Here is a 25,722-nt window from a genome sequence, read left to right as displayed (position 1 = left end):
GGAATGGGGATGTTCGTCTTTCTGCCGCTCGTCCTGCCGCTGACCGCACTGCCCATCGCGCGCCTGGCCGAAGTCCATCTCCATCCCCGTGTAGCCACCCGGCTGCTGTCGGCGCTGGCCGGGGTCCTCGCGCTGTGCAGCACCCTCTGTCTGGGGCTGCTGGTGGTGGTCGGTACGGCGCAACTGCCCGGCAATCCACTGCCCGACGGCTGGTCGGACCCGGAGGTCAGGGAGGCGGTCCCGTACGACGAGATAGCGGGCAAGGCGGCCATCGTCGCCCTGGCCGGGGTCGCCGTCAGCTGCGCGGCCGCCGCCGGGCGCCACCGCCGGGTACTCCGCCGCGCGCACCGCGCGCTGGCCGGGCTGCCCGACCGTGAACTCGCCGTGCTGACCGACGACGCGCCGTACGCCTACGCACTGCCCGGCCCCCGGGCGGCGACCGAGCCCGCCGTCGGGTCCGGCGTCGCCGCCCGGGGGCGGATCGTGGTCTCCACGGCCATGCTCGCGTGCCTGGACGCTCAGGAACGTTCCGCCCTGATCGCGCACGAGCACGCGCATCTCAGCGGCCGGCACCACCGGTTCCTGCTGGCGGTACGGCTCGCCGCGCGGGCCAATCCGCTGCTGCGGCCGCTCAGGTCCGCGGTCGCGTACACCACCGAACGCTGGGCGGACGAGGAGGCGGCCCAGGTCACCGGCGAGCGCACGGTCGTGGCCCGCGCCATCGGCAAGGCCGCGCTGATCTCCCGGGCCACGCCCACGCCGACTCTGGCCGGATTCGCCGCGTCGGGGCCGGGGCCAGGGCCGGTCCCGCGCCGGGTGGCCGCGCTGCTGGGGCCCGAGCCCTCGGCCGTCCGCTGGCCACCGATGTTCACGGCGGTGGGGCTGGCGGTCTGGGCGGCGGCTGCCGGAACGCTCGGCTCCGCCCTCTCCTCGGCGAACGCGACCGTCACGCTCTTCTTCGTACTGAAGGCCGCCACGCCCCTCTGACCTGTGCCCGAGCTGACCTGTGCCCGAGCTGACCTGTGCCCGAGCTGGCCTCTGCCCGTGCGACGGCGGTCAGCTCCGCGCGGGCTCCCGGGTTCCGGCTTCGGCCCCGGCCGCTTCATGGGCCTCGGCCGCCCGCGCGATATTGCGGGCCATCCCGCCGAACACCACCGCGTGGAACGGCGACACGCTCCACCAGTACACGTGCCCCAGCAGCCCCTGCGGATGGAACAGCGCCCGCTGCCGGAACACCGTACGGTCCTGGTCGTCCCGGTCCACGCGCAGCTCCAGCCAGGCGAGCCCCGGCAGCCGCATCTCCGCGCGCAGCCGCAGCAGCCGGCCCGGCTCGATCTCCTCCACCCGCCAGAAGTCCAGCGAGTCACCGACCCGCAGCCGCGCGGCGTCCCGTCTGCCCCGGCGCAGCCCGACCCCGCCGACGAACCGGTCGAGCCATCCCCGTACCGCCCAGGCCAGCGGGAACGAGTACCAGCCGTTGTCGCCGCCGATGCCCTCGATCACCCGCCACAGCGAGGCGCCCGAGGCGTTCGCGGTCCGTTCACGGCGGTCGGTGTAGAGGCTGCCGCCCGCCCAGTCGGGGTCGGTGGGCAGCGGATCGCTCGGCGCGCCCGGTACGGACGCGGACGACCAGCGGGTGGTCACGCGCGCGTCCTGGATACGCCGCAGGGCCAGTTCGACGGCGCGGTCGAACGGGATCGGACCTCCCGGCGGGTCGGGGAGGTAGCGCGTGATGTCCCGTTCACGGCAGACGACTTCATGGCGCAGGGACTCCGCCAGCGGGCGGGCGATCGAAGGGGGGACCGGTGTCACCAGACCGATCCAGCGGCTGGACAGCCCCGGTGTCAGGACGGGTACGGGAAGGATGAGCCGCCGGGGCAGCCCGGCCACCGCCGCGTAGCGCCGCATCATGTCCCGGTACGTCAGCACGTCGGGGCCGCCGATGTCGAAGGCCCGGCAGACGTCGGCCGGCAGCCGCGCGCAGCCCACGAGGAGGCGCAGCACATCGCGGACCGCGATCGGCTGGATGGACGTACGCACCCAGCTCGGCGTCACCATCACCGGCAGCCGTTCCGTCAGATAGCGCAGCATCTCGAACGAGGCCGACCCCGAGCCGATGATGACCGCGGCGCGCAGCACCACGGTCGGCACTCCGGAGCCGAGGAGGATACGGCCGACCTCGGCGCGCGAGCGCAGATGCGGGGAGAGTTCGCGCTCCGGGACCCCGGCCGGGGTGAGACCGCCGAGATAGACGATGCGCCGTACGCCCGCGGCCCCAGGGCCTCTCGTGTGGATCAGGCCGGGCTGATCCGCACGAGAGGCCCTGGCCTGCTCCGCGAAGATCTCGGCGGCCCGGCGGTCCGTGGCCGCGAAGTCCCGTCCCGTACCCAGCGCGTGCACCAGGTAGTACGCCACGTCGATGCCCTCCATGGCGGCCCGGACCGACTCGGGGTCGGTCACATCGCCGCGTACCACCTCGGTACGTCCCGACCAGGGATGATCACGCAGCTTGTCGGGCGACCGGGCCAGACAGCGCACCGTATGGCCCGCGTCCAGCAGCTCGGGCACCAGCCGGCCGCCGAGGTATCCCGTGGCGCCGGTGACCAGGCAGCGCGCCCGCTCACCGGCCCCCTGGCCGGGCTCAGCGCGCGACCGTGCCCGCTCCGGGGCGGCCGGGAGGTCCGACTCGTCCGATGTCATGCGCCGCACCCCGCTCCTGGAGTTTCCGTTCGATGTCCCTCAGGAGTGAGCCTGTGCCCGGAACGGACGGTCGGCAAGGCGGCGGGGTACGGGGCCTGGTTGACGGCGCGTCGCGCGCCTACGCGGTCTCCGGGCGCAGCGGCGGATCCGCCGGTGCCGGCAGCGGAGGCCCGAACAGCACCGCGCGCGCCACTCGCGGCGCGAAGAGCCCGCTGACCGGCGCGGCCAGCGCGCACGCGGCCCGGAACGCCGCTCCGACCACGGGATCGCCGGGCGCGCGGTCCACCACCCGTGCGACATACCAGGCAGCCGGACGGTCCATCACCCGCGTCCGCGCCGCGTTTCCGGTCGCCCCGGGCAGCTCCCTGTCCGCGCCGGCCGCGATGTCCCAGGCCTGCCGCGCGGCACCGAGCAGCGCCCGCTGAACGCGCCGGGTCGTCGGCGTACGGCGGGGGTCGGCGAGCGCGTCACGCAGCGCGACCGCGCCGAGCGCGGCGACCGCCATGCCCTGCCCGTACACGGGGTTGAAGGCGCACAGCGCGTCGCCGACGGCGAGGAACCCGGCAGGCCGGCGGCCGCGGAGGTCGTAGCGCCGCCGGACATTGGCCGTGGCGCGGAACGCGTGCGCGGCCGACTCCGGCTGGGCCTTCAACAGCCAGTCGTGCAGCACCGGATGGGGGAGCAGGGCCGCGAACTCGGTGAACGCGGCCTCGTCCGAGGGCGGTTCGCTGCCGCGCAGGCCGGAGAGTGTGACGAGATAGCGGCCGTCCTCGATGGGCAGGGCGACCGCGCCGTGCGGCTCGCCACGGCCCGGGATGAAGTAGTAGCCGGGGCAGTCCGCCCCCTCGGCGGACTCCGGCGCGCGGTAGAGCCGGGTCGCGTAGGCGAGCCCGGTGTCCAGCGTCTCCTCGTGGGCGGGCTCGGCGCCGCGCCCGGCCAGCCAGTCGGGCGCGTGGGTGGCGCGCCCCGAGGCGTCCACGACCAGATCGGCGGTCAGCGACCGTACGTCGAGACGGCCGCGGGCCCCGCGCTCCCGCAGCCGTACGCCCCGGACGCGGGACGCGTCGCCCATCAGCCCCACGACCTCCGTGCCCTCCAGGAGCGTGAGCCGTGGATCGGCCAGGACCCGGCGCCGGATGAGCCACTCCAGTACGGGCCGGGTGCCGGTGAGGAGATGGACGGTGGAGGGGGTACGCCGGTAGAAGCGGCCGTTCTGCCACTGCGCCAGGTCGCGCGGCATCCCGACCCGGGGCGCGCCGTGCTCGTGGAGTTCGGCCACGATCCCGGGGAGCAGTTCCTCCAGCGCCCGCCGGCCGCCTTCCAGCAGGACATGGGTGTGACGGCTCTGCGGGACGCCCGCCCGGGGCTCCGGTCCTTCGGGCAGGCGGTCGCGTTCGACGAGGGTCACCCGGTCCGCGTGGGCGCTGAGCGTCCGGGCCGTCAGCAGGGCCGCGATGCTCCCGCCGACGACCACGGCGTGGCGGGTCCGGCGGTCCGTGGAGGCGGCCCGTCCGTTCCCGCCGGCCGGGCCCGTCTCCACGTCCGCCGTGTTCACCATGCTGGTCCCTCCCGGTCATGCCGACGCCAACGGGCCTGTCGGCGCCGCCGATCCGTGAGGGTTCAGTATTCCCGCGAGGTGATGCGCGGATCACGGCGACTATGCGCCGTTTTCAACGCTTTCCCCGCCGTGCGTGTCCGCGCCTCCACGTGTCCGCGCGTGCGTCTACGTGTGCGTGCGTGCGTGCGTCTACGCGTCACCTCGGCCGGTTCGTTCCGGTACGCCGGTCACTCGCCGGGTCATTCCTTGCGGTACTGGTACGCCTCCGCCGCCGCGGCGGTCACCGCGTCCAGGTCCCCGCCGGCCGAGGCGGTGACCAGTGCCGCCACCGCGCCCTCCACGAAGGGCGCGTCCACCAGCCGGGCGCCCTCCGGCAGTTCGTCCCCCTCGGCGAGCAGCGACTTCACCGTCAGCACGGCGCTGCCGAGATCCACCAGGATCGCGATCCCCGCTCCCCGGTCCACCTCCGCGGCGGCGGCCACGATCAGCTCGGAGCTGGTGCCGAGCCCGCCGTCCGGAGTGCCGCCCGCCGCCGCCACCGGGGCGGTCGCGCCGCCGCCCGCCAGCCCCCGCGCCAGCGCGGCGACAGCCACGGCGACCGGCCCGCTGTGCGACACCAGCACGATGCCCACCGGCGCCTCGATGCTCATTCCGTCGCCCCCGCCGTTTCCGCGAGCGCGCCGATCAGCAGGGCGGAGGAGGTGGCCCCCGGATCCTGGTGGCCGATGCTCCGCTCGCCCAGATAGCTCGCCCTGCCCTTGCGCGCCTGGAGCGGTACGGTCGCCAGCGCCCCTTGGTCCGCCGCCTGCGCCGCCGCCGCGAACGAGGTGCCGAGCGCCTCGACCGCGGGCTCCAGCGCGTCCAGCATCGTCTTGTCACCGGCCTTCGCCCCGCCCAGCTGCGCCACCGCCGCCACCCCCGTACGCAGCGCCTCGGTCAGCTGCGCGGACGTCACCTCGGTGGCGTCGCCGAGCGCCTTGCCCGTACGCCGCAGCAGCGTCCCGTACAGCGGCCCGGACGCGCCGCCCACCGTGGAGATGAGCTGGCGGCCCGCCAGCATCAGTACGGCGCCCGGCCCGGCCGGCCGCTCCTTCTCCAGTACGGTCACGACCGCCCGGAAACCGCGCTGCATATTGGTGCCGTGGTCCGCGTCGCCGATGGCCGAGTCCAGCTCGGTGAGCCGGTCCGCCTCGCGCTCCACCGCGGCCGCCGTCGCCGTCAGCCAGCCGCGGAAGAAGCCGGTGTCGAGCATCCGGCCGGCATTCTGATCGGTCACGTGATCTCCTCGCCCCGTGGGTCGTACCCTGCCGACCCTGCTGTCCCGTCCCTGCCGTGCCGGGCACCTTCGGTACTCAGCGGCCCCAGCGGAGCGCGGCGGTCTCCACCGGCGCGTCCCACAGCCGCAGCAGCTCCTCGTCGACCTGGCAGAGAGTCACCGAGCAGCCTGCCATGTCGAGTGAGGTCACATAGTTGCCGACGAGCGTACGGGCCACCGGTACGCCCCGCTCGCCCAGCACCCGCTGCACCTCGGCGTTGAATCCGTACAGCTCCAGCAGCGGTGTGCCGCCCATGCCGTTGACTAGAACGATCACCGGGCCCGACGGGCGCAGATCCTCCAGCACCGCGTTCACGGCGAAGTCCGCGATCTCGTGCGATGTCATCATCGCGCGCCGCTCGCGGCCGGGCTCGCCATGGATCCCGATGCCCAGCTCCAACTCGCCCTCGGGCAGGTCGAAGGTCGGGCTGCCCTTGGCGGGCGTGCTGACGGCGGTCAGGGCGACACCGAAGCTCCGCGCGCTCTCGTTCACCCGCCGGCCGATCGCCTCGACCCGCTCCAGCGGCTGCCCCTCCTCCGCCGCGGCCCCCGCGAGCTTCTCGACGAACAACGTGGCACCCGTACCCCGCCGCCCCGCCGTGTACAGGCTGTCGGTCACCGCCACATCGTCGTTGACCAGCACCTTCGCGATCTGCACACCCTCGTCCTCGGCCAGCTCGGCGGCCATGTCGAAGTTCAGGACGTCCCCGGTGTAGTTCTTGACGATGAACAGCACCCCGGCCCCACTGTCGACCGCGGCGGCGGCCCGCACCATCTGGTCGGGCACGGGCGACGTGAACACCTCACCGGGACAGGCGGCGGACAGCATCCCGGGTCCGACGAACCCGGCATGCAGCGGCTCATGCCCGGACCCACCCCCGGATACGAGCCCCACCTTCCCCGCGACGGGCGCGTCGCCCCGTACCACCACTCGGTTGTCCACATCGACGGAGAGCCCGGGATGTGCGGAGGCCATACCCCGCAGCGCATCCGCGACGACCGTCTCCGGCACGTTGATGAGCATCTTCATGGGTGACTCCTCAGTCGGTAGCAGATGTCTCTTCGCTCAGTCGGGTCGGACACGGAACGGGGCGGTACGCCGTCCTGCTTCAGTATCGATCCAACGCGCCCGCGCGGCACGGTCTGTGGAATGACGGCTCACCCGTGAGCGTGCGGGGGTACGCTCGCGCGCGGGCCGGCCGCTCTGTGGGTGCGTCCACGGGCCGCCCCCGGCCGCCGGGACCCGCCCTCGGCCCATGTCGACCGGCCGGACCTCTCCACCGCCTCGTGGCCCCCATCACACCCGGGATACGCCGGAGTTGGGCATGACGGTCCGGGCCCGGACGGTAACGTTGCCGACAACGGCAGCGGGTCGAGGGAGGTGTACGGGTGGTACGTCGCGCAGTGGCCGGCCTGCTCGTGCTCGTCGCCGCCGTTCTGGTGCACGCGGTCACACCTCACCACGCCTGGACCCCTCCCCGTACCCACGTGGCGAGTCAGCCGCAGGACCAGCTCCGCGGCGGTCCGCAGCTGATGTCCGACCAGGCGCAGGCGCCGAGCAGCCTCCACGACGACCAGCGAGACCCGGTCGCTCTGCCCAGCCGGGTCCAGAGCGGTCCCGACGTCACGGGGACAACCGACGGCGGTCAGATGGGCGACGCTGTCAGGGAAAGCCGCGGCGCCACTCCCGTTTCCCACCCCGCGACCGCCCGGGACAGACACCGACCCACCGGCGCGGTCACGCCCACCACCAGCACGCTGCAGACGTTCCTCTGCTGAGCGGCCTCGCGTTCCGCGGCCCCACACTCCTCGGTCCGGCGCCGGAGCGCCGTCGCTGACGCGTGCCCGGCCGGCCGCGAACGCTTCCCGTACGCGCACTCATCCGTACGACGAGCACGAGGCCGACCATGCGATCGCTCATCGACCATGCCCATGGACCGTGGGAAGGAGAGTCCAGTGGCCATCATCGATGAGGAGGCCCGGGTACGTGCGGCACTGGACGCCCTCGGCATCGAGGTGCCGGACCGTCTGCATCAGGCCCGCAGCGACGACGCGGGGCTTCGTCGCGCCGCGTTGTGGGCGCTGCTGTGGCGTACGGCCGGAGTCCGTCTCGCCGACGCCACCGAGGGCAGCGACGACTACGGCTATCTCGTCAGCGCGTACGAATGGCCCCTGGCGGAAGACCAGGCGTGCCGCGCGTTGCGGGAGCTCCGGTTCACCTGTACCAGGGTCGAGGTCATGGCGGACTCCGTCGCGCCCTGGTCGGTGCCGGTCAGCACGGGAGGTGAAGAGGACCGGATCGTCGACGGCTGGGCGGCAGCCGCTTTCTGCCTGATAGAAGGGGCTGACGCGATGCTCGGTCCGCTGGCTCACCACTCCGGCGCGGCGAGAGCCGCACAGGACGCCGTCGCTCGCTGCCGGCATCTCCTCAGACGGACCCAGGAGTACCTCGACCGCATCGATGAGGCGATCGGTGACAGATAGCGTTTCAGTGCCGGAATGAGAGCGGAGTCCCGTGGTGATACGTCGAGTGGCAGCGGCGGTGGTGCTGCTGGCAGCGGCGATGCTGCTGCATTTCGCGACGCCGCATCACGCTTCCACCGGCACCGTGACGGCGAAGGCACCCGCTCTGGCTCCGGAGACGAGGAAACACGGCCCGGCTGCCACGACCGACCAGGCAGAGGCGTCCTCGGGCCAGCATGAGGTGAGCGCTGATGTCGTCGCCCGGCCTCCGCGGGCGCTGCAGCCCGCGACACAGCCGGCCGTCGTCGACGATTCGCCGGACGAGCCGACGGGCACCGCTCGTGCGGTATCCGGAGCGACACAGGCGCTGACGGCGAGAGAATCCTGCAATCCCGGCGCCGGCATATCGCCCACCCCCAGCAGACTTCAGACGTTCCGCTGCTGATCGGCGGCGTGCCGCGCACCTCCTGAACACACCGGCGCCCGGAGCCGGCCGAGCACACGTTCCCGTGCTCCGCCGACGTGGGCCGGCCGCGTCGTGTCCGGCCGCGCCGCACGCACTCTTCGCGTTCCCCATTCCAACGAAGAGAACGAGACCGACCATGCGCTCACTCATCGATCACGCTCGTAGCTTCCCCGCCAAAGTGGCCGAACAGCAGCAGGAATTCGCCGAGTTGGCCCGGGGGCAGCGGCCCCAGGCGCTGTTCATCGCCTGCTCCGACTCCCGTGTGATGCCCACGATGTTCACCGGAGCCCGCCCCGGTGACATCTTCGAACTGCGTACCGCGGGCAACATCGTCCCGCGCTACCGCCCGCAGGCCGCCTGCGGTGTGGCCGGCACCCTCGAATACGCCGTCACGGCGCTGCGGGTGCCGGACATCATCGTGTGCGGTCACTCGCACTGTGGGGCCGTGCAGGGCCTGATGCGCGAGCAGACCGTGCTGACGATGCCGCTGGTACGCAGGTGGCTGGGGTGGGCCGGGCACCGGCCCGAGGCCGTCGCCGAGGAGCCGTGGCAGACCCGGATGATCGGCGAGGACCCGACCGTGGTCGCCCAGCGCCATCTGCTCACCCAGGTCGACCATCTGCGCAGCTACCCCTGCGTCGCGCGCCGCGTCGCCACCGGACGGCTGCGATTGCACGCCTGGTTCTACACCGTCGAGACCGGTGAGGTCCTCGTCGGCGCTCCGGGCGGCCGCGCGTTCCAGTCCCTGTGACACGACCGGATCACGGCGCCCCGCACCCCGTCCGTTCCGGCCGCGCTCGACGCGACGTTCCGCGTTCCCCACGAAAGAAATCCATGCTTCGACACACCTCATCGTTCAGGCGTGCCCTGCGCACCGACCTGACCTCGTCCATCGTCGTCTTCCTCGTCGCCCTGCCGCTGTGTGTGGGCGTCGCCGTCGCCTCCGGCGTGCCGGCCGAACTCGGCCTGATCACCGGCATCGTCGGCGGACTCGTCACGGGGCTGCTGCCCGGCAGCAGCCTCCAGGTCAGTGGGCCCGCCGCCGGGCTGACCGTGCTCGTACTCGCGGCCGTACGCGAGTACGGTCTGCCCGTTCTCGGGCTGATCGTCCTCGCCGCGGGTCTCCTTCAACTCCTGTTGGGCGTTCTGCGGCTTGGACGCTGGTTCCGCGCGATCTCCCTGGCCGTGGTGCAGGGAATGCTGGCCGGGATCGGGCTGGTCCTCATCACCGGACAGCTGTACGCCATGGCCGACAGCAAGGCCCCCGGCAGCGGTACGGCGAACCTCTCCGGGCTGCCGGATCTGGCCGGGCAGGTTCTGGGATCGCCCCGGGCGCTGACGGCGTTGGCCGTGGGGGCGGGGACCGTCGCGGTCATGACGCTCTGGAAGCGGCTGCCGGGCAAGGCACAGCTGCTGCCCGCGCCGCTCGTCGCGGTGGGCGCGGCGACCGCTTCGACCGTCCTCTTCGGCCTGCCGGTGGGACGGGTCGAGGTGAGCGGGCTGATGGCGGCGATCCAGTCGCCCGCCGTCGCGGACCTGGGCCGCCTGGCGGACCTCGGCCTGCTGGCCACCGTCGTCGCCTTCACCCTCATCGCCTCGGCGGAGAGCCTGTTCAGCGCGGCGGCGGTCGACCGGCTGCACGACGGTCCGCGTACCGACTACGACAAGGAGCTGATGGCACAGGGCGCGGGCAACACCGTCTGCGGGCTGCTCGGCGCCCTTCCGATGACCGCGGTGATCGTACGCAGCGCGGCGAATGTCCAGGCCGGAGCCCGCACCAAGCTCTCGCGCGTACTCCACGGTGTGTGGCTGCTGCTGTTCGCCGCGCTGCTGCCCGACGCCCTGGGGGTCATTCCGACCGCGGCACTCGCCGGTGTGCTCGTCCACGCGGGCTGGAAGCTGCTGCCCGTACGGGAGTTCAGGCCCCTCTGGCGCGACGACCGGGGTGAGGCGGTGGTCCTGGCGGTCACCGCCGGGGCCATCCTGGTCACCAACATGTTCGAGGGGGTGCTCATCGGTCTGCTGCTGGCGGTCGTGAAGACCGCCTGGGACGTCTCGCACATCCAGATCGACGTCACCGATTCCGGCACGGGCCCGGTGAAGGTCCGCATCCTCGGACACGCGACCTTCCTCCGTCTGCCGCGCCTCCTGGACACGCTGGAAGCGCTGCCGGCCCACCGTCCTGTCGAACTCGACCTGTCGGGCCTGCGACATCTCGATCACGCCTGCATGAGTGCCCTGCGGAACTGGACCGATCAGCACAACGCCCCCGTCGCCCGGCCCGAGCGCTCCCCGGCTCCGGCCTGAGCGCGCACCTGTGGGGCGGTGTTCCGCCGCCCCACAGGTCATAGGCCGCGTCGTGTCATGGGCGGGACAGCCGTTCGTCGATGAGTGCCTTGAACTCCTCGTAGGAACCAGGGGTCACTCGCTCTCCGTCCATGAAGAGGGTCGGCGTTCCCTGTACGCCCAGACCGAGGCCGTCACGCTGGTCGGCCCGTACGCGCTCGGCGGTCGCCGGATCCTTGAGCGCCGCGTCGAACAGGGCCATGTCCAGGCCGAGTTCTTCGGCGAAGCCACGGAAGACGGCTTCCTTCGACTCCTTGGCCTCGCCCCACTGGGCCTGCGTGGTGAACAATTTGCTGTACATCTGCTCGAACTTGCCCTGCTGGGCCGCGGCTTCGGCCGTCCGCGCGGCGAGTTCGCCGTTGCGGTGGCCTGGCATCGGGAAGTAGCGCGCGACGAAGGTGACACGGTCTCCGTACTGCTCGCGCAGCCTTTCCACGACCGGATAGACGGCCCCGCACGCCTCGCACTCGAAGTCCAGGAACTCCACCACGGTCAGTTCGGAGCGTTCCGGCCGGGAGAGGCGGTGGCTCGACTCGCGTACGACCATGGCCTGGGCGGCGGGTTCGGCGTCCACGGTGCCGCTGGGGCTGTCGGGACGGAACAGCAGGAAGGAACCGAGGGCGGCGGCGAACGCGGCCACCAGCACGGCGGCGATGAACAGGTGCTTCTTCATGATTCCTCCGGCTGTCGGTTCGCGGCGGGTGTCGCGGCCGGCGCGGAGGACGCGGCGGGCGCGGCCTGGCGTCGGTCGCGCGCGTGCAGGCTCGCCAGATAGGCGTTGTACGCGGCCAGCGGGTCGTTCTCGTCGCCGCGGTCGATACTGCGGTCGATACGCCGGGCCTCGCGGGTGTCCGAACGTACCCACTGGACGGCGAGGATGATGGTGGTGATCAGTACGGGGATGTCACCGGTGGCCCACGCGATGGCCCCGGCGTTGTACTGGTCGTCCAGCGGGTAGGTGACCCAGGGCCGGTCGAGGGTGTTCCACCAGCCCGCGCCGATCAGGTCGGTCGAACTCATCAGGGAGATGCTGAACCAGGAGTGGAACGGCATCGTGAGGATCAGCACGAACAGCTTGCCCATATAAGGCGGGCGGCGCGGACCCGGGTCGATACCGATGATGACCCAGAAGAAGAGCAGCCCGACGCCGAGGAAGTGCACGAGCATTACCACATGGCCGAGGTGGCTGCTCATCAACGTCTCGAACAGGGACGAGTAGTAGACGGCGAACGCGCTGCCGATGAACAGCACACTGGCCACCACCGGATGCGAGACGACTCGGACGTAGCGGCTGTGCAGCAGCTTCAGCAGCACCTCTCTCGGCCCCGGAAGTCCGCCCTTGGGCGCGGACGGCAGCGCGCGCAGGGCGAGGGTGGCCGGGGCGCCGAGGACCAGCAGGATCGGCACGGTCATGGCGAGGACCATGTGCTGGCCCATGTGGACGCTGAAGAGCACCTTGCCGTAAGTGGCCAGGCCGCTCATCGTGGCCAGGACGGTGACCACCAGGCCCAGCAGCCAGGAGATCGTACGGCCGACGGGCCAGGTGTCGCCCCGCGCCCGCAGGGTGCGGACTCCGGCCAGATACAGCACCGCGGCGGCGGCCGTACCGAACGCGAACAGCGGATCGAAGCGCCACTCGGTGAACAGCGGGGTCCACGGGAAGTCACCGAGCGGGGGCGGCATGGCGAAGCCGAGCACCTCCTCGGCGGGTGACAGCGCGGCGTCGGGCACGGCGGGTGCGGGGGTACGGGACAGACCGACGGCCAGCCCGACGGCCGCCGCCATCACGACCAGCTCGCCCGCCGCGAGCCGCACGAACGCCCGTCGCGAGCCGGACCGCAGAGCCGGCACCGTACGCCGACGGTGCCACCAGCCGAACGCCCCGAGCAGTATGAGCGCCACCGCCTTGGCGACGACCATGAGCCCGTACCGGCTGGTGAACACATCGCCGAAACCGGGCAGCCGGACCGCGGCGTTGACGATCCCGCTGGCCGCGACCGCGATCAGTGCCCATCCGGCGAGCGGGCTGAAACGCCGTGCGGCGTCCACAGCGGCCTCTTCCCGCCGCGCGGCGGCGACCAGGAGGAAGAGCAGCCCTCCCACCCATATCGTCACGCCGATCAGGTGCAGGGCGAGGCTGACGACCGCGGAGTCATGGTTGGCCGCGGCCGACGAGTGACCGGTGAACGCCGGCGGCAACACCCCGAGCAGCGCCACCACGAGCGCCCAGCGGGCCCAGCGCGCCGTGCCGATGCCCACGCACACCGTCGCGAGCAGGGCGGCGACGGCCACCACCATCGCGTACGAGCGCCCCTGGGCGTCGTTGACGACGAAGTCCGCCACCACATCGGGAGACAGCATCTCGCCCACCGGCCGGGCGAACAGATCGGACAAGGTGAACACCAGCGCTGCGGCCGATCCCACCGCCCACAGCGCGGCGGCACCCGCGGCCCACAACAGGTAGCGCAGCTGCGCCTCGCCGAGCCGCTTGCCGCCGGGGAGCAGTACGGCCACCAGCAGCAGCGCGCCGATCGTGGCCACCGCGCCGGTGTCCGCGACCGTGCGTGCCACCGGGAGCCCCCAGGCGGTCGCGGCTCCCGCGTCCGGAATCCCCGGGATCCGCACGGCCGTTCCTCCGCCGGCCCGGACGGTGGCCAGCGTGACGGCCACGGCAACACCCACCGCCGCGGTGAGCACAACCCACAGCCGCGCCGACGGCTTGGTGTCAGCCCCCATGACCGGACCGCTTCCGGAAGACGAGGTACGCACCGGCGCCGGTCACCACGAGCACCCCGGCACCGGCCAGCACCGGGACGCCCACGCCGGAGGACGACCCACTCGCCTCGCCGGGCCCGGGGCTGACAACGGCAGGAGACGCCGACGTATCGACGGGCGGGGCGGCAGAGGCCGACGGGCTCGGGGCGGTCACGGATTCGACAGTGAAGGTGTACGAGCCCGCGACGGGGTGACCGTCGGCGGAGACCACGCGGTAGCCGACCGTGTACCGGCCACCGGTGGAGCCGGGCTTGAGCGCGAGCGTGACCTCCTTGCCCGCGACACGTGGTTCGCCCGCCGCGACGGACGAGTCGTCCGAAGCGGTGACGGCGATCTTGGCGTACTTCTGCGTCATCGTGTCGCTGAAGGTCAGCGTGACGTGTTCGGGAAGCAGGTCGAGTGTGGCGTCGCCGCTCGGGCTGCTGGAGACGAGTTCGGTGTGTGCGGCCGCCGGCGGGGCGGTGACGGCGAGCAAGCCTGTGGCGGCCAGGGGGAGCAGAACGGTACGTACCGCCGTACGGGCGGCACGCCGGGTGAGGACGGGCATGTCATGGGGCTCTCTGTGTCCCCGGCGACCGTGGCCGCCGGGACGGAAGGACCCGCCCGACGGGGGCGGTTCCACCGTCCTGCCCGTCAAGGCAGACAGGGACCGCCGATCAGCGCCGGCCGGGAAAGGGCGAAGGGAGCGAGCCCATGACGGGGAGGCGCTCTGCCCGCGTACAGCCGCGCCAGCACGGCTGACTTCAGCAGTGCGACCTCTCCCCGGATGTCCAGGTCCGGGCCCTGCCGATGAGTGGTGCGCGACAACGGCCAGATGAACAGCAGCAGATGCCCCACGGCCATCAGCAACGGCCTGCTCTGCCACAGCAGTCGTTCCGTGACCCCCAGCAGCCGGGCGCCGATGACCAGCGTCACCAGATGCCCGGCCAGCAGCACGGCGGGCGGCGGCCCGGCGGCCGTGCTGTGCTCGACGACAACGGGCAGCCCGTAGGCAGCCCCGCCTTCCCCCGCCACCGCCCGGCAGGCACCGGGCAGCGAGTACGCGGCGTGGTACGCCACTTGCGCGGCCGCGAGGACACCGACGACCTGTCCGTCGGTCAGCCGGTGACGCGTCAGCGCCACCGTGCTGGGAACGACAACCGCGGCGACCCCCGCGACGATGATCCACCGGGGCGCGTGGCCCTGCGACAGGGCATGCCCGGCCAGTGGCAGCAGCACACACAGCACAGCGAGCACGCCCGCCCGCAACCCGCGCAACGCCCCGGTCGCCGGGGAGGCGAAACGTGTCGGACGGAGCGGTCGCATTGCGTCGGAGCTTTCGGGAAGTAAGCCTTCGGGAAGGACGGGGAGCGTCGTGGCGCGGCCTCGATATCCGCGCGCCTTGGCATCGTATCCGCTCTCCCGCGCCGCCTCCCCTGAGGGTGGGCCCCGCTCCTGGCAGCCCTCCACGCCCTCGGGGTACATCGCCTCTCCGCAGGTCAGAGCGCGAATATTCAGAGCCGGGTGACCGCTTGTACGATGCGAGTGCTCATCGGTCCACAGGAGGCGGTCGTGATGTCGCCCACCCGCGATGTGCCCCAGGTACTGGTCCAGATCGACGACTGCCTCGCGCGGGTGGCCGCGGAGCGGGGCGGGGCGCTGTGGCGGCTCGCGGAGGCGGGCCGTCAGTTGGACGCCACCGTGGTTCGCCTGCCACCCGGCGCCGCCGCGGTCGAGGAGCACGCCGAGCCGGACCTCGATGTCCTGTTGCTCGTGAGTTACTGCAGCCGCTGCGGCGAGGCTCTTCCCTCCCGCGCGTCCTGTACTTATGAGTGACATCGAATCGGCGGCGCACGCCATGACCCCAAGGACCGCACCCGTGGAAATCTGGATCAACCCCGCCTGCTCGAAGTGCGCGTCGGCACTGTCCCTGCTGGACGAGGAGGGGGCCGCGTACACGGTGCGGCGCTACCTCCAGGACCCGCCCACCGCCGCGGAACTGGAGGACGTCCTCACCCGGCTCGGGCTGGAACCGTGGGACATCGCCCGTACCGGCGAGATCGCCGCGACGGAGCTCGGCCTTCACACGTGGAGCCGTGAGGCCACCGACCGCGCGCGGTGGATCACCGCGCTGTCCGAGCACCCGTCACTGATCCAACGGCCGATCATCACCGCCGACGACGGCACCGCCGTGGTCGCCCGGACCGAGGCGGCCGTCCGTTCCGTCCTGTCCCCGGCCCGGCGGTCCGACCACGCCTGACGGCTCGGCCGGACAGGCCTACGCGACAGGAACGGGGGTCAAGTGGGCCAGGCAGACGTCGGGTTGAGCGAACGGTTCGAGGCGCGTGGCGGTGACGGGTGCGCGTAGTTCGGCCAACGAGCCCTGGAGCATGCCCAGATGGAGTGGGCACAGGATCTCCTGGAATTCCTCGGCGAGCTCCAGGAACGGGCAGTGCCGCAGACGGATGCGATGGGGTGTTCCGCCGCCGTCACCGCTGTCACCGTCGCCGCCGTCGACGGCCGGCTCGAAGCCCAGCTCCGCGAGGAGCCCGGAGACCCGCTCCACCGCTTCACCGTGGCTCATCCGATGGAACGGCGGGGCCGGGTCGATCAGATGGCGCCCCCAGAGACGGCCCGTCTCCATGGCCGCGGGCTCGGCGTCCGGACCTGTCGACGCGAGCCGGCTCAGCAGGATCCGCGCCAGCAGCTGGTAGCCGCGCTTCCCGCCACGGTCCATCCCGCGGCGGGGGGTGTAGACGGTCCGAGGGCGTCCCGGTCCGGAGGACTCCTCCTGCTCGCGCTCCACCGCGCCTTGGGTCACCAGTGCGTCCAGGTGGAAGCGGGCCGTGTTGGGGTGTATCCCGACCCGTTCGGCGATCTCGGTAACGCCCAGTGGAGTGCCGGCGTCGCGCAGCGCGTCGAGCAACGCACGGCGGCGCGGGGTTTCCCGATCGCGCTCGGGCTCACGAGCCATGTCTGTCACCCTTACCTTTCCTTGCGGCAGATGGTAGTCCTCCCTCGACGGCAGGCTGTTGGGCGATCGCCCAGGTCGCGGCGTGCCCGTCGATCCCGACTATACATTTCTACCAATTGCACATGTAATAATAGTGCGGAGCTGAACGGTACGAGAGGGGACGCGGTGACACCGGCATCCGACGGAGACGCGGACACAGGCGAAGACACAGGCGCGGACGCGGGCGCGATCGCGGAGCCCACACCCAGCGTCCTGTGTGATGTCCGCCAGTTGACCGGTCTCCTCCCCGCTCCGGCCGGCGCTCTGTGGAAACTCGCCGAAGGCGGACGGCAACTGGACGCCAATCTCGTGCATCTTCCGCCCCGCCAAGGCGTCGAGACCCATGCCGAAACGGAGTTGGATGTCCTTCTCCTGGTCGTCGCCGGCACCGGCACACTCGGAACAGCCGAAGGCCCCAAGCCCCTCGCCGAGGGGACCCTGATCTGGCTGCCACGCGGAAGCGTCCGCGCCATCACCGCACACGCCGACGGGCTTTCCTACCTCACCGTCCACCGGCGCCGTCCCGGCATACAGATCAGGCCCTCCGAGGGCGGAGCATGAGCACCGGTCGGACATTCTGGCGCTGGCGCCGAAACCCTCTCAAGCGCGGTACCGACCGGGCCGAGGCATGGGCCGTGCTCATCTCAGGTCTCCTGCTGGTGGTCGGTGCGCCCCTCGTCGGCGTGGCCACCGGCATGAGCGTGGCGGCAGCGGGCCCACGCGTCCCCGCGGACTGGTACAGCGTCTCCGCCGTCCTCACGGAGAAAGCGCCCGCGCCGGCGCCGGCGGACGAGGTGAGCCGCTCCGACCAGGTGCGGGCTACGGTGGAGTGGCGCGCCGCGGACGGAACCCGGCGCGGCGGACTCGCCTGGGTGATGCCCAACACGCCCGCCGGCCGTCATACCACCGTCTGGCTCGACGGCTCGGACAGGATCCGGGAGAACCCTGACCGGGGACTGCGGATGCGTGCCCTGACCTTCGGGACCCTGGCCGCCACGGGAACGGCGGCCCTGGTCACGGCCGGCTTCGTCCTCTTTCACGTCCGCCTGGCCAGGCGCCGCGCGTCACAACTGGACCGCGAATGGCGGATTGTCGGCCCGAAGTGGCGCCCCCACCGCACCTGAGCGCCACCGGACCTGAGCCCGCCGCACCTGAGCCCGCCGCACCGTGGCCACCGGCTTTGACACCGGCGGCCACGTGCTCCTTCTCTACTCCTCAGCGCACCTGGACGAAGACGGGGTTCGAGTAGAACCACAGGTCGTCCCAGGGGCTCTCCTTACCGTCCGCGAGCGGCTCGGCCTCGTCCGTGCTCGTGCCGCGCACGCGCGCGTAGAGGTCGCTCTCCACATTGCGCAGGGTGTGCCGGATGACGTACTCCTTGCCCTGCTTGTGCCAGTCGCTCGGGCCGAACCGGGCCACCACCTTGGTGGTCGGGTTGGTGTCGGTGTCGAGGCTGGCGCTCGGGCCGGTGATCTCGCCGACGATCAGGTCGACGCGCCGGACCTCCGGGCGGTCGCCGTTGGCGTTCTTGCCCTCCAGCGGCCGGAACCTGATCTCGATCTCAACATCGGTGCGGTTGCGGCGGCTTACGGTGAGCGTCTCGCCCACCGCGGCGTCGTTGCCGCGGTTGCTCGCGGTCAGATCGAGGCTGGTGATCAGATCCCCGGTCCCGACCCAGATCCGGCCGTTGCGGAGTCCGTCCATGATGTCGGCGTAGTCCTGCCTGGCCAGCACATGCGTCTTGCTGTACTCGCCCGGCCAGAAGTCCGAACCGCCACGCGTCCAGTGCACATGCGAGTCCGACGTCGCGGTGATCCACCAGCGCCGGCCCTCACCGAGCAGCGCGTCCCAGAGCCCGCCGACGCGCGCCGTCATCTGGTCGAAGCCACCGTGGGTCGGGTAGTTGCCGTAGCCACCGCGCGCGCCGCCGTTGAGCGGGCCGGCCTGGTGGCCGGGAGCGCCTTCGAAGCCGACGTAGATCTCCGGCGCGGCGTTGTTGCCGTTGCGGAACTCGCGCGGTGTGTCCTGTCCGTAGACGCCGAGACCGGTCGCCGAACGCGAGGCGTGGTGGGCGATCACCAACGGCTTGCGCCGCATGTCCTTCGCGGTCTTGAGGAACTCGATCATCTTGGACTCGGTGTCACGGCCGCTGTCGGTGGGGAAAGCGTCGTACTTGGCGAAGCGGCTCTCCAGCTCGAACAGCTGCTGTGCCTCGTCGCTGTGGTGGGGAATCATCAGCGTGTGGTGGTCCAGCGCCGGGGCGTCGAACTCCATGCCCCAGAACTGGAGGACGCCGGGCACGAGTACGCGCGAACGCAGCAGGTCGGGGTAGGCCTGCTCCAGGTTGACCTTCGAGTGCGTCGGCCCGCCGTGGTCGGTGCACATCACCCAGCTGAGGCCGAAGTGCTTGGCCATGATGGCGTTGGTGACGATCGGGTAGACGGCGTCGGCACCCTTGTGGAACGTGGGCGGGTTCGTCGACGTGTCGAACTCACCGCTGTACTCCGAGTGCACATGGTGGTCACCGGCCCGCCACACCCGGTTGCGGGAGTTGTCGGGCCCGCCCTGCTTCTGGTCGTCCTCGTCACGCGCCCACGCCGTACCGCCGCCGACCAGCGGGCTCGCGGCCGCCAACGTCGCCCCGACGCCGGCGAACTTGACCAGCCGGCGCCGCGAGATCGCCGCGTACTCCGGATCTTCGCTGTTCCTGTCCTTCACGATGGAACCTTTCGTTCAACGTTCAAGGGGGGCGATCACCGAGCCTGGGACAACAAACCGAACGCAGCGTGAACAAAGACGGGGAGCATGGAAAACAGCCAACTCCGGCACTCCGTAAAGAATCCGTGCGGAAGTTGACTTCGCTGGTTGATCGCGGTGGTTGACCGCGGTCAGTCTCAGCCCAGCCCGGGAGGGCACGCGAGCAGCAGGGGGAGCAGGGGCGTCATGACGGCGGTCGCGGCCATGACTCCGCGGAGGGCCGGGTGCGCACACCGCGCCGGTCCCAGGATCCGCCGGAGCCGGACGAGGACCGTAGGGCCTCCGGCGGGCAGCGTGCCCCGGGGTGTGGCGGCTCCTGACGCCATTTCGAACATGGCGGTGGCCAGCACCCCGTGCGGATAGCTGCGCAGAGCCCGGTCGTCGGCGGCCATCTCCAGCAGAAGCGGAATCTGCTCACGGAGGTGCCGGGCCAGCGGCAGCCGGCGAAAGACCGTGGCGAAGGCCTGGGCGGCGACGATCACCAGGTGATGGCGGCAGGCGATATGCGCCCGCTCGTGTTCGACCACGGCGCCGAGCTCCGCCGGGGAGAGCAGCTCAACCGCCCCTGTGCTGAGGACGATCCTGGGACGGCGGCCCGGAAGACAGTAGGCGGCCGGTACCTCGTGGTCGACCACCGTGGCCCGCAGTCCCTCCGACGGGCGGCCGATCTTGTCCAGGATTCTGCGGTGACTGTTGCGCGCCCCGCGAGCGCGCGACGCGTGGAAGGCGAAACTCACCACATGGGCGGTCACCACCACCGCCGAGGCCGCGATGCCGATGTGCTCCATCGCTCCCGCGTCGGCGGGGCCGATCCCCAAGGCCACCCGGCACGAGTAGAGGATGCCGTGCAAGTGCGCCTTCGGGGTGGCGAGATGGAGCGCGGCAAGGGCGACGCACAGCGAGAAGGAGGCCGCGAACGCGATCCACACGGTCGCGGCGAGCGCGGGGGAGCGGTGTGGCCAGCTGCTCCGCAGCATCACACGCGGTGCGACCCAGCCAACGGCTGCCGCGTAACCGAGGAGAGCGGGAGCGGCGTTCATTCGACGCTACGGTCGGCGGTCCTGAGCGCCTCGCGCAACGCGGCCACTTCCTCGTCGGTCATCCGCTCGACGAAGTACGCCAGAGCGGCGGGCCGGTCCTCGCTGGCCCCCAGCGCGTCCTCCATCAGAGCCGCCGAGTACGCCTCCCGGCTGCGCACCGGCGTGTAGAGCCAGGCACGGCCCTGCTTCTCGCGGGTCAGCCAGCCCTTGTTGTAGAGGATGGTGGCCACGGTCATCACGGTCGAATAGGCCGACGGCCTGCGGGTGTTGATGTCGTCGACGATTTCACGGACCGTGGCGGGTCTGCCCCACTTCCACAGGCAGTCCAAGATCTCGGCCTCAAGATCCCCCAGCCACCGCATACCCCGTGTCCTCTCCGCAACCGCCTTCGCGTCAACGGCCATGATAGACGCGGTCGATCGGCGTCAGAGCGGTGTCACTGGCGTTGACAACAGTCACCGGTACAAGCCTTTGCCGCTACGTGGACGGCGGCACGGTCCGGACCTCGGGCGGGAACGCGGCCGGGAACTCCGTCGGGTACGCGGGCGGGGACACGGACGGTGGCCGTCGCCCGGTGCGTGGTGCGCAGTGGGGCGTGATGCGGCAGGTGGCGCTTGCGTCCGGCGCGGATGCCATTGCCGATGACCAGGACCTCGGCCAGTTCGTGGGTGGCGACCACGGCGGCCAGACCGAGGACGCCGGTGGCGGCCAGGGGCACCAGGGCGGCCAGGATGGCGCCGGACATCAGCAGGTTCTGCGTGAAGATGAGGCGGGCGGCACGGGTGTGGGCGACCGCGTCGGAGAGGCGGCGCAGGTCCTCGCCCATGAGCGCGACATCCGCGGCCTCGACGGCGACATCGCTGCCCATGGCCGCCATGGCCACACCGGCGTCGGCCGTGGCGAGTGCGGGGGCGTCGTTGATGCCGTCGCCGACCATGGCCACCGGGCCAAGCGCCTTCAACTCGGTGACGATCCGGGCCTTGTCCTGGGGGAGGAGTTCGGCGCGTACGTCGGTGATCCCGGCAGCGGCGGCTATCGCGGCGGCGGTGCGGGAGTTGTCGCCGGTGAGCATGACCACCGCCACACCCTGGCGCTTGAGCATCGCGACCGCTTCGGCCGCCTCGGGGCGGACTTCGTCGCGTACGGCGATGGCACCCAGCAGTGTGGCGTCGTGCTCGACGAGGACCACGGTGGCTCCGGCGTCCTGGAGCCGGGTCGCCTCGTCCGTGAGAACGCCTGGGCCGATGAAACCGGGCTTGCCCAGCCGGGCCTCGCGGCCATGGACCGTGCCACGCAGCCCGTTGCCGGGTACCGCCTCCACGTCACTCCCGGCGGTCACTGTCGTGGTGTCGACGGCGGCGAGGACGGCCGAGGCGAGCGGGTGTTCGCTGCGGGCCTCCAGCGCGGCGGCCACGGCCAGTACCTGACGGCGGTCCACGCCGGGCGCGGTGGTCACCTCGATCACGGCGGGTTCGTTACGGGTGAGCGTGCCGGTCTTGTCGAGGGCGACGACCTTGACCCTGCCCAGGGCCTCGACGGCGGCGCCTCCCTTGATCAGTACGCCGGCCTTGGAGGCGGCGCCTATCGCGGCGACGACCGCGACCGGCACGGACAGCGCGAACGCGCATGGTGCCGCGGCCACCAGCACCACCAGGGCCCGTTCGAGCCACACGCCGGGATCATCGAACAGGCTGCCCAGCGCGGCCACGAGGGCGGCGAGCACGAGGACGCCGGGTACCAGGGGACGGGCGAACCTCTCGGCGAGACGCTGGCTGGAGCCCAGGCGTTCCTGCGCCTCGTGCACGATGTGCACCAGGCGGGCGAGGGAGTTGTCCTCGGCGGTGGCCGTGACCCTGATCTCCAGCACGCCCGCGCCGTTGACCGTGCCGGCGAACACCTCGGATCCGGGCCCGACTTCGGCCGGCACCGACTCGCCGGTCACCACCGAGGTGTCCAGCGCACCGCGCCCCGCCACCACCACACCGTCGGTGGCGACCCTCTCGCCGGGGCGTACCAGGAGCGCGTCCCCGACGCGCAGGTCGGCGGGGGCGACCTCGGTCCCGGCACCGTCACGCAACACGGTCGCGGTGGGCGGCACCAGGTCCAGCAGGGCGCGCAGCCCGTGCTGGGTACGGGCCACGGCGTAGCCTTCCAGGCCCTCGGCGATGGAGAAGAGGAACGCCAGCGCGGCGGCCTCACCGAACTCGCCGAGCGCCACCGCGCCGACGGCCGCGATCGTCATCAGCAGCCCGACGCCCAGCCGGCCACGCAGCAGCGCGCGCAGGGTACCCGGCACGAAAGTGGCCGCACCAACAGCCAGGGCTGCCAGCTCCAGGCTTGTGGCCCAGACACCGGACAGCCGGGCACCGGACACGAGCAGTGAGGCGAGCAGCAGCACACCGGCGACGGCGGCCGCCTGTAGCTCCCTGACCTGCCACACCGCCGCGGGTGCGTCGGAGGCGCCGGTGGTCTGTGCCGTGGCGCGGCTGTCGGTTCCGCAGCAGGCGTCAGCCATGACGTATCCCCGGATCCTCGGCGACGGCCTCGTCGGCCGTGCAGTGGTAGTCGTCCGGCGCGCACGCCTGCTCGGACGTGTCCCGCGGGTCGACCAGCAGCACCAGCGCGGCCAGGTCCGCCAGCGCGTGCGCGAGCTTGGGGTCGGCCAGTTCGTAGCGCACCCGCCGTCCCACCGCCACGGTGCGTACCAGGCCGCAGCCCCGCAGGCAGGACAGGTGGTTGGACACATTGCCGCGCGTCATGCTCAGACGCTCGGCCAGATCCGACGGATACGCCGGCGCTTCCAGCAGGGCGAGCAGCAGTCGGCGCCGGTTCTCATCCGCCAGCGCCGTACCGACCCGGGCCAGCGCGGCCGCGTTCACCGCGACCGCGGGGCCGCTCGTTCGACTTGTCTCCATGGAGGTGACGGTACAGCAGTCGCTGAATTAAGCACAGAGTGAATCAACGAGCGCGGCGCCGACACCGCGGGCCGAGAATGGAACAGGAAGGAGCCCCCACCATGGCGACGACGGACACCGGCACAGGCCACCCCGTAGAGCTGGCGATCACCGGTATGACGTGCGCCTCGTGCGTGGCGCGCGTCGAGCGGAGGCTCGGCAGGCTGCCCGGGGTCAGCGCCACGGTCAACCTCGCGACCGCGACCGCGCATGTCACACGGGAGAGCCCCGAAGTCAGGGTGGCGGAGTTGGTGGCCGCCGTCCGGGACATCGGCTACGGCGCGGAAGTGGCCGGGGCCAGGGCCGAGGTCGAGGAGAGGACCGCGGCTGTCGACACGGACGGTGCGACGCTCGACACGGACGGCGCTGAGGTCGACGCGGAGAGTGCGTACATAGCCGGACTGCGCCGTCGAGTGATCGCCTCGGCCCTCCTGGGGCTGCCCGTGGTCGTCGTGTCGATGATCTCCGCGCTGCACTTCGCGGGCTGGGAGTGGGGCGCGCTCGCCCTGGCGACTCCGGTCGTCGCCTGGGGTGCCTGGCCGTTCCACCGGGCAGCGGCGCTGAACCTGCGGCACGGGGCGGCGACGATGGACACCCTGGTCTCGCTCGGGGTGCTGGCCGCCTACCTCTGGAGCGTGGGCACGCTGATCGCGGGCGGCGCGCAGCTGTATCTGGAGGTCGCCGTTGTGCTGACCGTCTTCCTACTGGCCGGCCGGTACTTCGAGGCGCGGGCCAAGCGGCGGGCCGGGGACGCGATCCGGGCACTGATGGACCTGGGGGCCAAGGACGTCGCGGTGCTCCGTGACGGGAGTGAAGTACGTATCCCGGTCGAGGAGTTGGCCGTCGGTGACCTCTTTGTCGTACGTCCCGGGGAGAAGATCGCCACCGACGGGGAGGTCGTCGCGGGTGCCTCGGCGGTGGACGAGTCGCTGCTGACCGGGGAGAGCGTGCCGGTGGAGGTCGAGCCGGGCGCGGCCGTCACCGGAGCCACCCTCAACAGCCACGGCCGACTGGTCGTACGGGCGACGCGGGTCGGGGCGGACACCGAGCTGGCGCAGATCGCCGCGCTGGTGGAGCGGGCGCAGACCGGCAAAGCAGCTGTTCAGCGGCTGGCCGACCGGATCTCCGCGGTCTTCGTGCCGGTCGTCATCGCCCTGGCTGTCGGCACGTTCGCCGGCTGGCTGCTGACCGGGGCCGCCACCGCCACCGCGCTGACCGCCGCCATCGCCGTGCTGATCATCGCCTGCCCGTGCGCGCTGGGGCTGGCCACGCCCACCGCGCTGATGGTCGGCACCGGGCGAGGCGCCCAGCTCGGGCTGCTCATCCGCGGCCCCGAGGTACTGGAGTCCACCCGGCGCATCGACACCGTCGTCCTGGACAAGACCGGCACCGTCACCGAGGGCAGGATGCGTCTGGTCGACGTCGTACCCGCCGAGGGCGAGCAGGCGGACGAGGTCCTGCGGCTGGCCGGTGCGCTGGAGGACGCCGGCGAGCACCCCATCGCCGCCGCGATCGCCGCCGCCGCCCGCGAACGGCTGCGCGACCTCCCGCCGGTGACCGGCTTCGCGAACACCCAGGGGCGTGGTGTGACCGGCCGGGTCGAGGGCCGCACCGTCCTCGCGGGGCGCGCTTCCTGGCTGGACGAGCGGGCGAAGCCCCTGCCCCCTGAGCTGTCCGGCGCACGGGACAGGGCGGAGGCGGAGGGGCGTACCGTCGTCTTCGCCGCCTGGGACGGGCAGATACGCGGCGCGCTCGTGGTCGCCGACACCGTCAGGACGACCAGCGCCGAAGCGGTGGCCGACCTGAAGCGGCTCGGCCTCACGCCCATCCTGCTGACGGGCGACAACACGGCGGCGGCCCGCGCCGTGGCGGCCGAGGTCGGTATCGACACGGTGCTCGCCGAGGTCCATCCCGAGGACAAGGTCGCCGAGGTCCGGCGGCTTCAGGGGGAGGGCCGGGTGGTGGCGATGGTCGGCGACGGCATCAACGACGCGGCGGCGCTTGCCCAGGCCGATCTGGGTCTGGCGATGGGTACCGGCACCGACGCGGCGATCGCCGCGTCCGATCTGACGCTGGTACGGGGCGACGTGCGCGCGGCGGCGGACGCGATCCGGCTGGCCCGTCGCACCCTTCGTACGATCAAGGCCAACCTGTTCTGGGCGTTCGCCTACAACATCGCCGCGCTGCCACTGGCCGCCCTCGGTCTCCTCAACCCGATGATCGCCGGAGGGGCGATGGCGATCTCGTCGGTCTTCGTCGTCTCCAACAGCCTGCGGCTGCGCCGCTTCCGGACTCTGCGCTGACCCCCCCCGTGCCGCCCGGCCCGCGCCACGCTCGCACCGGGATTGCGGGAGAA

At 72.0% G+C, this 25,722-nt stretch carries 26 protein-coding genes; 11 read left to right on the top strand and 15 right to left on the bottom strand.

Features of this window, described 5'->3' with window-relative positions; translation table 11 throughout:
* Positions 1 to 3: 3 nt before the first annotated feature.
* Positions 4 to 987 carry a M56 family metallopeptidase gene (locus ACFRKB_RS19115; protein ID WP_383107129.1) on the top strand — a complete coding sequence of 328 codons (984 nt, stop codon included), beginning with the start codon at positions 4 to 6 and terminating at the stop codon, positions 985 to 987.
* A gap of 69 nt (positions 988 to 1,056) precedes the next feature.
* On the opposite strand, the gene ACFRKB_RS19110 is transcribed toward ACFRKB_RS19115, so the two are convergent.
* From ACFRKB_RS19110 to dhaK, 5 genes are all read right to left on the bottom strand, one after another.
* Positions 1,057 to 2,700 (bottom strand): SDR family oxidoreductase, encoded by a 1,644-nt coding sequence (locus ACFRKB_RS19110; RefSeq protein WP_383107127.1) that lies wholly within the window; start codon positions 2,698 to 2,700, stop codon positions 1,057 to 1,059.
* A gap of 118 nt (positions 2,701 to 2,818) precedes the next feature.
* Positions 2,819 to 4,258, bottom strand: a complete 1,440-nt coding sequence (locus tag ACFRKB_RS19105; RefSeq protein ID WP_383107126.1) for an FAD-dependent oxidoreductase — start codon at positions 4,256 to 4,258, stop codon at positions 2,819 to 2,821.
* A 239-nt stretch (positions 4,259 to 4,497) separates the two neighbouring features.
* Complete coding sequence (locus ACFRKB_RS19100) at positions 4,498 to 4,908, bottom strand: PTS-dependent dihydroxyacetone kinase phosphotransferase subunit DhaM (RefSeq protein ID WP_383107124.1); 411 nt, start codon at positions 4,906 to 4,908, stop codon at positions 4,498 to 4,500.
* Positions 4,905 to 5,510, bottom strand: a complete 606-nt coding sequence (gene dhaL / locus ACFRKB_RS19095) for a dihydroxyacetone kinase subunit DhaL (RefSeq protein WP_383107341.1) — start codon at positions 5,508 to 5,510, stop codon at positions 4,905 to 4,907. The genes ACFRKB_RS19100 and dhaL overlap by 4 nt, the downstream gene beginning before the upstream one ends.
* A gap of 100 nt (positions 5,511 to 5,610) precedes the next feature.
* Positions 5,611 to 6,603, bottom strand: coding sequence for a dihydroxyacetone kinase subunit DhaK (gene dhaK / locus ACFRKB_RS19090; RefSeq protein WP_383107123.1), 993 nt, complete (start codon positions 6,601 to 6,603; stop codon positions 5,611 to 5,613).
* A gap of 359 nt (positions 6,604 to 6,962) precedes the next feature.
* Between dhaK and ACFRKB_RS19085 the strand changes: the two genes are divergently transcribed.
* From ACFRKB_RS19085 to ACFRKB_RS19065, 5 genes are all read left to right on the top strand, one after another.
* The gene (locus tag ACFRKB_RS19085; RefSeq protein WP_383107121.1) at positions 6,963 to 7,352 is read left to right on the top strand and encodes a hypothetical protein; all 390 of its coding nucleotides are present in this window, start codon (positions 6,963 to 6,965) and stop codon (positions 7,350 to 7,352) included.
* A 177-nt stretch (positions 7,353 to 7,529) separates the two neighbouring features.
* Positions 7,530 to 8,057, top strand: a complete 528-nt coding sequence (locus ACFRKB_RS19080) for a hypothetical protein (protein WP_383107119.1) — start codon at positions 7,530 to 7,532, stop codon at positions 8,055 to 8,057.
* Positions 8,058 to 8,103: 46 nt separating this feature from the next.
* Positions 8,104 to 8,481: a hypothetical protein gene (locus ACFRKB_RS19075; protein WP_383107118.1), complete on the top strand. Its 378-nt coding sequence runs from the start codon at positions 8,104 to 8,106 to the stop codon at positions 8,479 to 8,481.
* 157 nt (positions 8,482 to 8,638) lie between these two features.
* Entirely contained in the window at positions 8,639 to 9,253 is a 615-nt protein-coding gene (locus tag ACFRKB_RS19070; protein WP_383107116.1) for a carbonic anhydrase, read from the top strand.
* A gap of 83 nt (positions 9,254 to 9,336) precedes the next feature.
* Positions 9,337 to 10,809, top strand: a complete 1,473-nt coding sequence (locus tag ACFRKB_RS19065; protein WP_383107114.1) for a SulP family inorganic anion transporter — start codon at positions 9,337 to 9,339, stop codon at positions 10,807 to 10,809.
* A gap of 55 nt (positions 10,810 to 10,864) precedes the next feature.
* Here the strand turns inward: ACFRKB_RS19065 and ACFRKB_RS19060 are convergent, their stop codons facing one another.
* From ACFRKB_RS19060 to ACFRKB_RS19045, 4 genes are all read right to left on the bottom strand, one after another.
* Positions 10,865 to 11,521, bottom strand: a complete 657-nt coding sequence (locus ACFRKB_RS19060) for a DsbA family protein (RefSeq protein ID WP_383107113.1) — start codon at positions 11,519 to 11,521, stop codon at positions 10,865 to 10,867.
* Complete coding sequence (locus ACFRKB_RS19055) at positions 11,518 to 13,584, bottom strand: bifunctional copper resistance protein CopD/cytochrome c oxidase assembly protein (RefSeq protein ID WP_383107112.1); 2,067 nt, start codon at positions 13,582 to 13,584, stop codon at positions 11,518 to 11,520. Before ACFRKB_RS19055 ends, ACFRKB_RS19060 begins: the two co-directional genes overlap by 4 nt.
* A complete protein-coding gene (locus ACFRKB_RS19050; RefSeq protein ID WP_383107110.1) occupies positions 13,574 to 14,170 on the bottom strand; it encodes a copper resistance CopC family protein in 597 nt (198 codons plus the stop codon). Before ACFRKB_RS19050 ends, ACFRKB_RS19055 begins: the two co-directional genes overlap by 11 nt.
* An 86-nt stretch (positions 14,171 to 14,256) precedes the next feature.
* Complete coding sequence (locus ACFRKB_RS19045) at positions 14,257 to 14,928, bottom strand: hypothetical protein (RefSeq protein WP_383107108.1); 672 nt, start codon at positions 14,926 to 14,928, stop codon at positions 14,257 to 14,259.
* Between the two features lie 246 nt (positions 14,929 to 15,174).
* On the opposite strand from ACFRKB_RS19045, the gene ACFRKB_RS19040 reads away from it, so the two are divergent.
* Together ACFRKB_RS19040 and ACFRKB_RS19035 are read left to right on the top strand one after the other, a co-directional pair.
* Entirely contained in the window at positions 15,175 to 15,438 is a 264-nt protein-coding gene (locus tag ACFRKB_RS19040) for a hypothetical protein (protein WP_383107107.1), read from the top strand.
* Between the two features lie 43 nt (positions 15,439 to 15,481).
* Entirely contained in the window at positions 15,482 to 15,862 is a 381-nt protein-coding gene (locus tag ACFRKB_RS19035) for an ArsC/Spx/MgsR family protein (protein WP_383107105.1), read from the top strand.
* A gap of 18 nt (positions 15,863 to 15,880) precedes the next feature.
* On the opposite strand, the gene ACFRKB_RS19030 is transcribed toward ACFRKB_RS19035, so the two are convergent.
* Positions 15,881 to 16,576: a helix-turn-helix transcriptional regulator gene (locus tag ACFRKB_RS19030; protein ID WP_383107339.1), complete on the bottom strand. Its 696-nt coding sequence runs from the start codon at positions 16,574 to 16,576 to the stop codon at positions 15,881 to 15,883.
* Between the two features lie 228 nt (positions 16,577 to 16,804).
* On the opposite strand from ACFRKB_RS19030, the gene ACFRKB_RS19025 reads away from it, so the two are divergent.
* Positions 16,805 to 17,176, top strand: a complete 372-nt coding sequence (locus tag ACFRKB_RS19025; RefSeq protein WP_383107338.1) for a cupin domain-containing protein — start codon at positions 16,805 to 16,807, stop codon at positions 17,174 to 17,176.
* Positions 17,173 to 17,739: an Rv1733c family protein gene (locus tag ACFRKB_RS19020; RefSeq protein ID WP_383107103.1), complete on the top strand. Its 567-nt coding sequence runs from the start codon at positions 17,173 to 17,175 to the stop codon at positions 17,737 to 17,739. The genes ACFRKB_RS19025 and ACFRKB_RS19020 overlap by 4 nt, the downstream gene beginning before the upstream one ends.
* Before the next feature lie 91 nt (positions 17,740 to 17,830).
* Here the strand turns inward: ACFRKB_RS19020 and ACFRKB_RS19015 are convergent, their stop codons facing one another.
* The 5 genes from ACFRKB_RS19015 to ACFRKB_RS18995 form a co-directional block, all read right to left on the bottom strand.
* Entirely contained in the window at positions 17,831 to 19,333 is a 1,503-nt protein-coding gene (locus tag ACFRKB_RS19015; RefSeq protein ID WP_383107101.1) for a CehA/McbA family metallohydrolase domain-containing protein, read from the bottom strand.
* Between the two features lie 176 nt (positions 19,334 to 19,509).
* Positions 19,510 to 20,412, bottom strand: coding sequence for a M56 family metallopeptidase (locus tag ACFRKB_RS19010; protein WP_383107100.1), 903 nt, complete (start codon positions 20,410 to 20,412; stop codon positions 19,510 to 19,512).
* Complete coding sequence (locus ACFRKB_RS19005; RefSeq protein WP_383107098.1) at positions 20,409 to 20,774, bottom strand: BlaI/MecI/CopY family transcriptional regulator; 366 nt, start codon at positions 20,772 to 20,774, stop codon at positions 20,409 to 20,411. Before ACFRKB_RS19005 ends, ACFRKB_RS19010 begins: the two co-directional genes overlap by 4 nt.
* A 74-nt stretch (positions 20,775 to 20,848) precedes the next feature.
* Entirely contained in the window at positions 20,849 to 22,927 is a 2,079-nt protein-coding gene (locus ACFRKB_RS19000; RefSeq protein ID WP_383107097.1) for a heavy metal translocating P-type ATPase, read from the bottom strand.
* Positions 22,920 to 23,327, bottom strand: coding sequence for an ArsR/SmtB family transcription factor (locus tag ACFRKB_RS18995; RefSeq protein WP_383107095.1), 408 nt, complete (start codon positions 23,325 to 23,327; stop codon positions 22,920 to 22,922). Before ACFRKB_RS18995 ends, ACFRKB_RS19000 begins: the two co-directional genes overlap by 8 nt.
* 101 nt (positions 23,328 to 23,428) lie before the next feature.
* Between ACFRKB_RS18995 and ACFRKB_RS18990 the strand changes: the two genes are divergently transcribed.
* Complete coding sequence (locus ACFRKB_RS18990) at positions 23,429 to 25,669, top strand: heavy metal translocating P-type ATPase (RefSeq protein ID WP_383107094.1); 2,241 nt, start codon at positions 23,429 to 23,431, stop codon at positions 25,667 to 25,669.
* Positions 25,670 to 25,722: the final 53 nt, after the last annotated feature.

It is taken from the genome of Streptomyces scopuliridis (assembly GCF_042790125.1).
Lineage (GTDB): Bacteria > Actinomycetota > Actinomycetes > Streptomycetales > Streptomycetaceae > Streptomyces > Streptomyces scopuliridis_A.
This window is presented reverse-complemented; position numbering and strand designations above follow the sequence as displayed.